Raw genomic sequence first — 11,989 nt, 5'->3', positions numbered from 1 at the left:
GACCGGTCCGGCCTCCTCGCCGCATGCGGTCGGCACCTTCACCTTGCAGCGCGGGCGGCTGACGATCCTCGCCAAGCGGCTGACCTTCACAGAAGGAACGGTCGGCTTTTCGGGCTCCCTGGTGCCCTACCTCAACCTGACAGCGACCACGACGACGAGCAGCGCCACCGTCACCATTGTCGTGTCGGGCGAGGCGACCAACCCGAAGTTCACCTTCTCCTCGACGCCGGCACTGCCGGAGGACGAGGTGCTGGCGCAGCTGATCTTCGGCCGCTCGATGTCGAACCTGTCGCCGCTGCAGATCGCGCAGCTGGCGGAGGCCGCCGCGCAACTGGCCGGCGTCGGCGGTTCGACCTCGCTGCTCGAGAACCTGCGCAGCGCGATCGGCGTCGACGACCTCGATGTCACCACCGACGAGAAGGGCGGCACCGCCGTCTCGGCGGGCAAATACCTCAACGACCGTACCTATGTGACGATCCAGAAGGGCGACAAGCCGGGTTCCGGCAAGGCGGCGATCGACCTCAATGTCGGGCGCGGCGTCAAGCTGCGTGGCGAGGCCACCGATGCCGGCGAAGCCAAGGGCGGCATCTTCTACGAGCGCGAATACTGAAGCCGGTCGCAGGAAGGGCAGCCTTTGGCGCTATCGCAGCAGGCGGCTGGCGCCGTCCTATGCCGTTTGAATGTCTCAGTTTATTCGTTTGCGCATAATCGAATGAAATCTGCGACGCAGTAGCAAATTTGCGTCAAGACTGTCGCTATCGCGCGAACCGCCCTCCTTCCAAAGTTGCACATTCGTCAACATGTTCCCAGTCCAGACCGTCTTTGACATCACGGTCCGGATGCGGAATGTTACAAGGCGGAAAGCCAACAATGGGAGTTAATCATGGCAATCTACAAATCTAACGGTGACCGCGTTCCGGATCACATCCTGGCCATGGCCGAAGAAGCCAAGGCAGGCAAGGTGGACCGCCGCGAATTCCTGGCGCTCGCCAGCGTCTTCGGCGCGACCACGGCGATGGCCTACGGCATGCTCGGCCTCGCCGATCCGACCCCGGCACGGGCCGAGGACGTGCAGGGCAAGAAGGGCGGCATCCTGAAGGTCGCGCAGTGGGTCAAGGATCCGAAGGACCCGCGCAAGTCCGACTGGTCGGAAATCGCCAATGCCGAGCGCCAGGCGCTCGAGCCGCTGGTCAAATACACCACTGAATACACGTTCCGTCCCTATCTGCTCGAAAGCTGGGATGTGAACGACGACGCCACCGAATACGTGCTGCATGTGCGCAAAGGCGTGACGTGGTCGAATGGCGATGCCTTCACCGCCGATGACGTCATCTTCAACCTGAAGCGCTGGGCCGACAAGAAGGCCGAAGGCAATTCGATGCCTGGCCGTCTGGGCACCCTGGTCAAGGACGACAAGCTGGACGAAAGCGCCGTCACCAAGGTCGACGACATGACCGTCAAGCTGAAGCTCGGCAAGCCCGACATCGCGCTGATCCCGAATATGTGCGACTACCCAGGCCTGATCGTCCACAAGACCTTCGACGAGAAGGGCGGCGACTTCAAGGCCTGCCCGATCGGCACCGGCCCGTTCGAGCTCGTCTCCTACGATGTCGGCCAGAAGGTGGTCTACAAGCGCCGCGAGGACAACAAGTGGTGGGACGGTGAAGTCTTCCTCGACGGCATCGAGTTCATCGACTACGGCACCGATCCGGCGGCCATGGTCAGCGCCTTCGAGGCCGGCGAAGTCCACACCAATTTCGAGACTTCGGCCGACTATGTGTCGATCCTCGACGGCATGGACCTGGTGAAGTCGGAAGTGGTGACGGCGTCGACGATCGTGTGCCGCACCAACATCAACAACAAGCCGTACGACGACCAGAAGGTCCGCAACGCGCTGCAGCTCGCGGTCGACAACAATGTCGTCCTCCAGCTCGGCTACGGCAATGCGGGCACTGTTGCCGAGAACCATCACGTCTGCCAGATCCACCCGGAATATTACGAGCTGGCAAAGGTGGCGCGCGATCCGGCCAAGGCCAAGGCGCTGCTGGCGGAAGCCGGCCAGGCCGATTTCGAGCATGAGCTGATCACCGTCGACGAGGATTGGCACAAGAACACCGGCGATGCGATCGCCGCGCAGATGCGCGACGCCGGCATCAAGGTGAAGCGCACGGTGCTGCCGGGCTCGACCTTCTGGAATGACTGGACCAAATATCCGCTGTCGATGACCAACTGGAACATGCGCCCGCTCGGCGTCCAGGTGCTCGCGATCGGCTACCGCTCCGGCGAGGCCTGGAACGAGACGGCCTTTGCGAACGCCGACTGGGATGCCAAGCTCAACGCAGCGCTGGCCGTCGCCGACGCCGCCAAGCGCAAGGACATGATGAAGGACATCGAGCAGATCCTGCAGGATTCCGGCATCATCATCCAGCCCTACTGGCGCAAGCTCTACAGCCACTCGGTCAAGGCGGTGCAGAACTACAAGATGCACCCGACCTTCGAACGCGACTATGGCAAGGTCTGGCTCGACCAGGCGTGATCGGACCGATTGGGGAAGGGGCCTTGCTCCTTCCCCTCACTCCCCGCACAATGCAGGAACCGGAAGCCGGCGCCTTGAGAGGGCGTGGGTTCTTCCGGCAACGGCGTGCAACGAAAAACAGGGTTGATCGCATCCGAGAGTCCGTTTGATAGGCAGCCTGGCCGCTAGTGGCCGAGCTGGACAGCAAACAGGCTCCAACCCCAACCAGACCGGCAGGGGACCGCCATGCTTTCTTTCATCCTCAGGCGTCTTGGCACGATGGCATTGACGATGCTGTGCCTGACACTGGTCGTCTTCTTCCTGATCAATCTCAACCCGAACCTGAAGAAGCTGGCGATCAGCCAGACCGAAATGCATACGTCGGCCGAGCAGCTGGAGGACTGGCTGGTCAACCATGGCTACCGGCAGAATTTCTTTGCCCGCTACGGCCAGTGGCTGGGCGTGCTGCCCAAGCAGCCGGTGACCGACCCGGCGACGGGCAAGCCGACGCAGCGTTTCTCCTTCTGCAACGATCCGGTCGTGCCGACATTCTCCGGCGTGCTGCAGGGCGACTTCGGCTGCTCGACCAAATTCAAGACCAGCGTGGCGTCAAAGCTCTTTCCAGCACTCAGCGCGACCGGCATCCTGATGCTCTGCGTCCTGCTGGTGATGGTGCCGATCTCGCTGCTGGTCGGCATCCTTGCCGGCATGCGCGAGGGCTCGCGCACCGACCGCACGCTGTCGGTCGCCTCAATCGCCTCGACGGCGACGCCGGAATATGTCTCGGGCGTCATCTTCACCGTCATCTTCGCGTCCTGGCTCGGCTGGCTGAACGGTTCGGCCGCCTCGGCCAGCCAAGGCATCACCTTCTACAATTTCACGCTGCCGGTGATGACGCTGGCGATCTACGGCATCGGCTACATTGCGCGCATGACACGCGCCTCGATGGTCGAGGTGATGACGCAACAATATATCCGCACGGCTCGCCTCAAGGGCCTCTCCTTCGGAAGCGTCGTGGTCAAGCATGCGCTGCGCAACGCGTTGATCGCGCCGTTCACCGTCATCATGCTGCAATTCCCCTGGCTGCTCACCGGCGTCGTCATCGTCGAGGTGATGTTCCGCTACCAGGGCTTCGGCTACACGCTGGTCGAGGCGGCCGGCAACAACGACATCGACCTTCTGCTCGGCTGCTCGCTGGTTTCGGTGTTCATCGTCCTGATCACGCAGCTTATCTCGGATGTCGGCTACGCGTTTCTCAATCCGCGTATCAGGGTTCAGTAGGGGGCGAAGCGGATGCAGATCGAATATATCAGCGCTTTCAGTGTCGTGCTCGGCGTCATCTCGCGTTTCTGGCCTGTCTGGATAGCGCTCGCCATCGTCATGGGGGCGAGCTTCGCCTACAAGAAGAAGCTCGGACTCTACGGCCAGCTGTTCGACAGCGGCGTCGGTATCGTCGGCGTCGGCATCTGCCTGTTCTGGCTGTTCACCGCGATCTTCGCCTCGACCATCTCGCCCTTCGATCCGCTCTCCCAGGTGCCGGTGATGAAGGACGCGCTGCCCGGCGCGATCGAACCGACGTCGAAGCTCATCTACTATTTCGGCGGCGACAAGCTCGCCCGTGACGTGTTCTCGCGCATGGTCTATGGCAGCCAGATCGTGCTGATCATCGCGCCGGCGGCGACCGGTTTCGCGCTGATGGTCGGCATCACGCTCGGCCTGCCGGCCGGCTACTATGGCGGCAAGATCGACACCATCCTGTCCTTCCTCGCCAATCTGGTGCTGGCCTTCCCGGTCATCCTGCTGTTCTATCTGCTGGTGACGCCCGGCATCATGGACACGCCGATCCCCTATGCCATGGCCGGGCTGTTCTTCCTGTTCCCGATCATCTTCTTCAGCGTGCTGTTCTGGACGCGCTACAAGAACCGCCCCGACCGTCTTTACATCCTGCTCGGGCTGACGCTCGTCATTGGCGGCTGGATCTATGTGGGCCTGGTCTTCGACAAGGATCCGCTCAAGATCGTCCACATTGACCCCAACCAGCTCAACATTTTCGTTGCGGTGGTGTTCGCCTCCAGCCCCGGCGTGTTCCGCATCGTGCGCGGGCTGACCATGGACATCAAAACGCGCGACTATGTGGCGGCGGCGCAGACGCGTGGTGAATCGCCGTGGTACATCATGCTGTGGGAGATCCTGCCCAATGCCCGCGGGCCGCTGATCGTCGATGCCTGCCTGCGCATCGGTTACACGACGATCCTACTCGGCACACTCGGCTATTTCGGACTGGGGCTGGCGCCCGAGAGCCCGGACTGGGGCACGGCGATCAAGGACGCCAGCCGCCTGCTGCGCTCCTTCATCCACCCGGCACTACCGCCGACGATTGCGCTGATGTCATTCGTGCTTGGGCTGAACCTTCTGGCCGATTCCCTGCGCGAACAGTCGATGAAGGATTGATGGCGGGGTTTCAGGCCCCATCTTCTAAGAACCAAGGATTGGAGCGACCCATGAACGAGGCAGTTCGAAATCCCGGCAAGCCAACCCCTGGGCCGATCATCGAGATCGAGAACCTGTCGATCTCCTTCTTCACCCGCAAGGGCGAGATACCGGCCGTGATGGACTTCTCCTGCACGGTCATGCCCGGCGAGGCGATGGGCATCGTCGGCGAATCCGGCTGCGGCAAGTCGACCGTGTCGCTTGGCATCATGCGCGACCTCTCCAACATCGGAAAGATCGTCGGCGGCAAGATCAAGTTCCAGGGCAAGGACATGGGTGAGATGTCCGACGAGGAGCTGCGCGCCATCCGCGGCAACAAGATCGCCATGATCTACCAGGAGCCGATGGCGAGCCTGAACCCGGCGATGAAGGTCGGCCAGCAGCTGATGGAAGTGCCGCTGATCCACGACAAGGTGTCGAAGGACGAGGCTTACAAACGGGCGCTGGAAATGGTGCGCGCGGTGAAGCTGCCCGATCCCGAGCGCATGATGCGCTCTTATCCGCACCAGCTTTCTGGCGGCCAACAGCAGCGCATCGTCATCGCCATGGCGCTGTTGTCGAAACCAGCCCTGCTCCTGCTCGACGAGCCGACCACGGCGCTCGACGTGACGGTGGAGGCCGGCATCGTCGACCTCGTCAAGGGGCTCGGCGAGAAGTTCGGCACCTCGATGATCTTCGTGTCGCACAATCTGGGCCTCATCCTGGAAACCTGCGACAAGATCACGGTGATGTATTCCGGCGAGGCGGTCGAGACCGGCAAGATCAAGGACGTGTTCGACCGGATGCGCCACCCCTATACGCAGGGACTTTTCCGCTCGATCCCGCTGCCCGGCGCCGACAAGAATTCGCGGCCGCTGATCTCGATCCCTGGCCAGTTGCCGCTGCCGCACGAGCGGCCGAAGGGCTGCAACTTCGGCCCGCGCTGCCATCATTTCGTCGAGGGCGTCTGCAATGCCGCCGAAATCCCGATGATCGCGGTCGAGGGCCATGAGGGCCATTTCTCGCGCTGCGTGCGCTTCAACGAGATCGACTGGGAGGCGTTGCCGCCCGGCGCCAAGAAGGTCAACGAAAAGGTCGAGCCCGGCGCGCCGGTGCTCAAGATTCAGGACCTCAAGAAATACTACAAGGTCGGCGGCAGCGAAGTGTTCGGCTCCAGCGAGGGCCGCGTCGTCAAGGCCAATGAGACGATCTCCTTCGAAGCGCGCGAATCCGAGACCGTTGCCATCGTCGGCGAGTCCGGCTGCGGAAAGTCGACGCTGGCCAAGGTGCTGCTCGGGCTGGAGACGGCGAGTTCCGGCAGCGTAACGCTCGGCAACAAGGAGATCCAGTCGACCGGCATCGAGAATCGGAGCGTCGAGACGGTGTCGTCGATCCAGATGGTGTTCCAGAACCCGTTCGACACGCTGAACCCCAGCCACTCGGTCGGCTCGCAGATCATCCGCACGCTGGAAAAATTCAATGTCGGCAAGACGGTCGCCGAGCGGCGCAAGCGGATGCTGGAGCTGCTCGACCTGGTGAAGCTGCCGCGGGCCTTCGAGACGCGCAAGCCGCGCCAGCTCTCCGGCGGCCAGAAGCAGCGCATCGGCGTGGCACGCGCCTTTGCCGGCGATGCCAGGGTGGTGGTGGCCGACGAGCCGGTTTCGGCGCTTGACGTCTCGGTGCAGGCGGCGGTGACCGAACTGCTGATGGACATCCAGCGCAAGAACAAGACGACGATGCTGTTCATCAGCCACGACTTGTCGGTGGTGCGCTACATCGCCGACCGCGTCGTCGTCATGTATCTCGGCTACATCGTCGAACAGGGCACGACCGACCAGATATTCTCGCCGCCCTACCACCCCTATACGGAGGCGCTGCTGTCGGCGATCCCGATCGCCGACACCAGCGTGGTCAAAAAGCACATCGTGCTTGAGGGCGACATCCCGTCGGCGATGAACCCGCCGACCGGCTGTCCGTTCCAGACGCGCTGCGGCTACAAGAAGCTGGTGCCGGACAATCTGTGCGAGACCAAGGTGCCGCCGGTGAAGAATCTCGGCGACGGCCATATGAGCCTGTGCTGGCTTGCCGACGACGTGCTGGCGAAGATGGATCAGGTGATCAAGTTCGACAAGGAGCATGCGGCGCATGAGGGCGTGCCGGAAGACGCGCCGCATGGCACCGGTCCGGGCTTTGCCGGTTCCCCCCCGAAGCGCCCGAGCGGCAAGAAGCCGAGCCCGAATTAGGAGAGCGTCGCTGAAGCTAGTTCAGCGCCGCTATCAGCTGCCGCATTGGCGCAGCTGCGCGGCGTAGTCCCGGGCCATCTTCTCGGTGGCCCGCGCGTAGCTTTGCACGCCGGCGTCGCCGCGGCTGCCGCGGCCATAAGCCGTCCAGCCGAGATAGTAGGCCAGATAAAGATTGTAGGTGTCGTTGCGGGCGACGCTGAGCGTGTCGGCGGTCTTGGAATGGTACCAGCCGACGAAGTCGACGGCATCGGCAAAGCGCGTCCGGCGTGCCGCCCAATTGCCGGTCTCGCTCTGGTATTGCGACCAGGTGCCGTCGAGCGCCTGCGAGTACCCGGTGGCGCTGGACACGTGCTTCCAGGGAATGAAGCCCAGCAGCTTGGTGCGCGGCGGCCTGGCGTTGCTCTTGAAGCCGGATTCCTTGCGCACCGTCGCCATCAGCACGGGCACGGGCACGCCATATTTCTCTTCTGTGCGCTCGGCGGCCGCCTGCCAATTGTCGAACCAGCCGTCATTCTGGTCGAATACGGCGCAGACGTCGTTGATGTGGCTCGGCGGCGTCGCGCAGGCCGAAAGCGCCAACGCCAGCAGCACAGTGACAGCTACAATTTTACTAAAACTCGACCTACGCATCGGCAGACGAATAGGCCGAAAACATAAAGGGATTCTTGCGGCGTTTCTTAACGGGTGGCGACCGGCCGTCGCCGGCTTGCCAGGTGTTATGATTTCGACTCTCTATGTCGCTTTTGTCGCAATGGAATGCCAGAAATGCCGCCTTGGCTAAAATCGCGCCCGCAAATGGCGGATTTCTGACAGCCGCGCTTTCGTGCCGGCGCTTTGATGCGTGGCATGACCGAACCAAGGCGCAAGCGCGGCACTGAGCGAACCAGCAACCGGGGGCCGTCCGCGATCCCGCAATTGCCGACAAGACGGGTGACCAATCCCTATCCGCCGATGGCGCTGCTCTCGGCCGACCAGATCGAGGCGATCCATGAAGCCTCGATGCATATCCTGGAAAATTTCGGCATCGAGGTGATGAGCCCGCGGGCGCTGACGCTGTTCGAAAAGGCGGGTGCTGCGGTCGATCATGCGTCGATGAACGTCCGCATCGATCGCGGCATGGTCGCAGGGGCGCTGAAGACGACACGGTCCGCCTACACGCTCACGCCGCGCAATCCGGCGCACGCCATCCATCTCGGCGGCAACACGATCAATTTCACCCTGGTGGCCGGGCCGCCCAACGTGCACGACATGGAGCGTGGCCGCCGCGCCGGCAATTTGCGCGACTATCAGGACCTCGTGCGGCTGGCACAGCATTTCAACTGCGTCCACATGCTCGGCAACCAGGTCTGCGCGCCGATCGAACTGCCGGCCAATTCGCGCCATCTCGACACTTACTTCGCCAATCTGACGCTGACCGACAAAAGTTTCCATGTCTCGGCGATCGGCCGGGGCAGGGCGCTCGACGGCATCGAGATGATGGCGATCGCGCGCGGGCTGACGCTTGACCAGCTGCGCAACGATCCCGGCATCGCCACCATCATCTCGGTCAACTCGCCGCGTCGCTTCGACGAGATGATGGCCGAAGGCCTGATGACCATGGCCGAGTTCGGCCAGTCGGTAGCGGTGACGCCTTTTACGCTGATGGGGGCGATGAGCCCGGTGACGCTGGCCGGAGCGCTGGCGCAGCAGAACGCCGAGGCGCTGTTCGGCGTCGTGTTGACGCAGCTCGTTCGGCCCGGCGCGCCGGTCATGTACGGCGCCTTCACCTCCAATGTCGACATGAAGTCGGGCGCGCCGGCTTTCGGCACGCCAGAAAACACCAAGGCCAACATCGCGTCCGGACAACTGGCAAGGCGCTATGATTTGCCTTACCGCACGACGCCCGGTTCGGCCTCCAATGCGGCCGACGCGCAAGGCGCCTATGAGACGCTGATGGCGCTGTGGGGCGCGGTGCTCGGCCACGGCAACCTCGTCTACCACGCTGCCGGCTGGCAGGAGGGCGGGCTGACGGCGTCGTTCGAGAAATTCATCATCGACGTCGAGATGATCCAGCACATGATGGAGTTCCTGCGGCCGATCGTGGTCGACGAGGGGGAACTCGCGGTCGAGGCGCTGGGCGCGGTGCCGACGGGCGGCCATTTCTTCGGCGAGCCGCACACACTGGAACGCTACGCCACCGCCTTCTACCAGCCGATGCTCTCCAACTGGCAGAATTACGAGGCCTGGCAGGAGGCCGGCGGCCTCGACGCCACGGCGCGCGCGACGCGGCTGTGGAAGAAGGCGCTGGAGGAATATGTCCAGCCAGAGATGGATCCTGCGGTGCGCGAGGCGCTCGAAGCCTATGTCGCCAGGCGCAAGGAAGCGATCGGGCAGGGCGAGCCGTGAGTTCCTTGGCGTCGGCGCGGGCACCCCCCTCTGCCCTGCCGGGCATCTCCCCCTCAAGGGGGGAGATTGGATATCATCTCGGCTTTCGCAAATTTTCGGCGTCGCAGGGGATGGCGGAGTTCGAACTGCTGATCTCCCCCCTTGAGGGGAGATGGCCGGCAGGCCAGAGGGGGGTGCTTGGCGTTGCCCTTCCGATTCACCTTGTCTCTCCAACGTATTGATATCAGAGAAAAACCCATGAAATCGCATGCAAAGGTCGTGGTCATTGGCGGCGGTGTCGTCGGATGCTCGGTGCTGTTCCATCTGGCCCGGCACGGCTGGACCGACATCGTGCTTTTGGAGCGCGACGAGCTGACCTCGGGCTCGACCTGGCATGCCGCCGGCGGCATGCACACGATCAATGGCGATCCCAACGTCGCCAAGCTGCAGAAATACACGATTTCGCTCTACAAGGAGATCGAGGAACTGTCCGGCCAGGCGACCGGCGTGCACCTCACCGGCGGCGTGCTGCTGGCGGCGACCGAGGCGCGTCTCGACTGGCTGCGCGGCGTCGTCGCCAAGGGGCGCTATCTCGGCATCGACCTCGAGGTGATCTCGCCCAACGAGGCGGCCGAACTGATGCCGCTGCTCGATCCAAAGCAATTCGTCGGCGCGGTGCGTAACAAGGAAGACGGCCATCTCGATCCGTCCGGCGTGACGCACGCCTATGCCAAGGCGGCGCGGAAACTAGGCGCCGAGGTCGAGCGTTTCACCAAGGTCGAGGACATCGTGCGCCGTCCCGACGGGCTGTGGCGCGTGATCACCAACAAGGGCGAGGTGGTGGCCGAGCATGTCGTCAATGCCGGCGGCCTGTGGGCGCGCGAGGTCGGCCGCATGGTCGGGCTTGAACTGCCGGTGTTGGCGATGGAGCACATGTACCTGATCACCGAGGACATGCCGGAGGTCGCCGCCTGGAACCAGGAGACCGGCACCGAGATCATCCATGCGGTGGATTTCGACGGCGAATTGTATCTGCGCCAGGAGCGCGGCGGCATGCTGATGGGCACCTACGAGAAGGCCAACAAGCCGTGGTCGGAATTCCAGACGCCATGGAATTTCGGCCATGAACTGCTGGAGCCGGACATCGATCGCATCGCGCCGTCGCTGGAAGTCGGCTTCCGGCATTTCCCCGCCTTCCAGCACACCGGCATCAAGCAGATCATCAACGGCCCCTTCACCTTCGCGCCGGACGGCAATCCGCTGGTCGGTCCGGTGCGCGGCCTGCCCGGCTTCTGGGTCGCCTGCGGCGTGATGGCCGGCTTTTCGCAGGGCGGCGGTGTCGGTTTCGCACTTTCAAACTGGATGATCGAGGGCGATCCCGGTGCCGACATCTGGGCAATGGATGTCGCGCGCTACGGCGACTGGGCGACGATGGCCTACACCAACGCCAAGGTGCGCGAAAATTATTCGCGGCGCTTCTCGATCCGCTTCCCCAATGAGGAATTGCCGGCCGGACGTCCGCTCAAGACGACGCCGGTCTATGACGCCCTCTCGGCCAAGGGCGCGCAATGGGGCGTGTCCTACGGGCTGGAGGTGCCGCTCTGGTATGCCCCTGAAGGCGTCAAGGACGAGTTCTCGTGGCGGCGCTCGAGCGATTTCGACCATGTCGCGAAGGAAGTGGCAGCGGTGCGCGGCGGCGTCGGCCTGGCGGAGATTTCCAACTTCGCCAAATACGCGGTGACGGGTGAGGGCGCAGCCGCCTGGCTCGACCGCATGCTGGCCTGCAAGCTGCCGAAGCGCGGCCGCATGACGCTGGCGCCGATGCTGAAGGATGACGGCAGGCTGATCGGCGATTTCACGCTGGCCAACATCGACGACGGCGAGTGGTTCATCGCCGGCTCCGGCATCGCCGAGCAATATCATATGCGCTGGTTCGAGGCGTATCTGCCGAAAGACGGCTCCGTGCGCGTCGAGGCTTTGGGACAGAAGCTGACCGGGCTGGCGATCGCCGGACCGAAGGCGCGAGATGTGCTGGCAAAGGTGACGCGCGCTGACGTCTCCAATACGGCATTGCCCTTCATGGCCGTTGCGAAAATGGACATCGGCATGGCGCAGTGCCTGGTCGGCCGCGTCAGCTATACCGGCGATCTCGGCTACGAAGTCTGGGTGGCGACCGAATATCAGCGCGCCGCATTCCAGGCGATGATCAAGGCAGGCGAGGAGTTCGGCATCGGCCTGTTCGGCTCGCGCGCGCTCAATGCTCTCAGGCTCGAAAAGAATTACGGCTCATGGGCGCGTGAGTACAGGCCGATCTATGGGCCGCTGGAGGCAGGCCTCGACCGTTTCGTCGCCTATGGCAAGGAGGCGGACTTCATCGGCAAGCAGGCGGCACTGGCCG

Annotated in this window: 8 protein-coding genes; 7 read left to right on the top strand and 1 reads right to left on the bottom strand. The window is 63.4% G+C overall.

Going from position 1 to position 11,989, the window contains the following annotated elements; translation table 11 throughout:
* The 5 genes from EOA33_RS10580 to EOA33_RS10560 form a co-directional block, all read left to right on the top strand.
* Positions 1-610 (top strand): translocation/assembly module TamB domain-containing protein (locus EOA33_RS10580; RefSeq protein WP_190234244.1); only part of this gene is annotated, 610 nt, incomplete at its 5' end.
* A 273-nt stretch (positions 611-883) separates the two neighbouring features.
* Positions 884-2,536: an ABC transporter substrate-binding protein gene (locus tag EOA33_RS10575; protein WP_127405591.1), complete on the top strand. Its 1,653-nt coding sequence runs from the start codon at positions 884-886 to the stop codon at positions 2,534-2,536.
* A 225-nt stretch (positions 2,537-2,761) separates the two neighbouring features.
* Complete coding sequence (locus tag EOA33_RS10570) at positions 2,762-3,796, top strand: ABC transporter permease (protein WP_127400230.1); 1,035 nt, start codon at positions 2,762-2,764, stop codon at positions 3,794-3,796.
* A gap of 12 nt (positions 3,797-3,808) precedes the next feature.
* Positions 3,809-4,966: an ABC transporter permease gene (locus EOA33_RS10565; RefSeq protein WP_127405590.1), complete on the top strand. Its 1,158-nt coding sequence runs from the start codon at positions 3,809-3,811 to the stop codon at positions 4,964-4,966.
* A 50-nt stretch (positions 4,967-5,016) separates the two neighbouring features.
* Positions 5,017-7,227: an ABC transporter ATP-binding protein gene (locus EOA33_RS10560; RefSeq protein WP_127405589.1), complete on the top strand. Its 2,211-nt coding sequence runs from the start codon at positions 5,017-5,019 to the stop codon at positions 7,225-7,227.
* Positions 7,228-7,260: 33 nt separating this feature from the next.
* Here the strand turns inward: EOA33_RS10560 and EOA33_RS10555 are convergent, their stop codons facing one another.
* Positions 7,261-7,857, bottom strand: coding sequence for a hypothetical protein (locus EOA33_RS10555; RefSeq protein WP_127405588.1), 597 nt, complete (start codon positions 7,855-7,857; stop codon positions 7,261-7,263).
* Between the two features lie 216 nt (positions 7,858-8,073).
* On the opposite strand from EOA33_RS10555, the gene EOA33_RS10550 reads away from it, so the two are divergent.
* Together EOA33_RS10550 and EOA33_RS10540 are read left to right on the top strand one after the other, a co-directional pair.
* Positions 8,074-9,612 (top strand): trimethylamine methyltransferase family protein, encoded by a 1,539-nt coding sequence (locus EOA33_RS10550; RefSeq protein ID WP_145989104.1) that lies wholly within the window; start codon positions 8,074-8,076, stop codon positions 9,610-9,612.
* 237 nt (positions 9,613-9,849) lie between these two features.
* A partial coding sequence (locus tag EOA33_RS10540) for an FAD-dependent oxidoreductase (protein ID WP_145989103.1) occupies positions 9,850-11,989 on the top strand: 2,140 nt, incomplete at its 3' end.

Source organism: Mesorhizobium sp. M4A.F.Ca.ET.050.02.1.1, from assembly GCF_003997725.1.
Classification (GTDB): Bacteria; Pseudomonadota; Alphaproteobacteria; order Rhizobiales; family Rhizobiaceae; genus Mesorhizobium.
Note: the sequence above shows the minus strand (reverse complement) of the source record. Positions and strands in the feature narration are given on the sequence as shown.

What these genes read in the sequence shown, in the direction of transcription:
- EOA33_RS10555 (WP_127405588.1), bottom strand. Translation starts at nt 7,857, where the DNA reads ATGCGTAGGTCGAGTTTTAGTAAAATTGTAGCTGTCACTGTGCTGCTG.
- EOA33_RS10565 (WP_127405590.1), top strand. Translation starts at nt 3,809, where the DNA reads ATGCAGATCGAATATATCAGCGCTTTCAGTGTCGTGCTCGGCGTCATC.
- EOA33_RS10570 (WP_127400230.1), top strand. Translation starts at nt 2,762, where the DNA reads ATGCTTTCTTTCATCCTCAGGCGTCTTGGCACGATGGCATTGACGATG.
- EOA33_RS10550 (WP_145989104.1), top strand. Translation starts at nt 8,074, where the DNA reads ATGACCGAACCAAGGCGCAAGCGCGGCACTGAGCGAACCAGCAACCGG.
- EOA33_RS10560 (WP_127405589.1), top strand. Translation starts at nt 5,017, where the DNA reads ATGAACGAGGCAGTTCGAAATCCCGGCAAGCCAACCCCTGGGCCGATC.
- EOA33_RS10575 (WP_127405591.1), top strand. Translation starts at nt 884, where the DNA reads ATGGCAATCTACAAATCTAACGGTGACCGCGTTCCGGATCACATCCTG.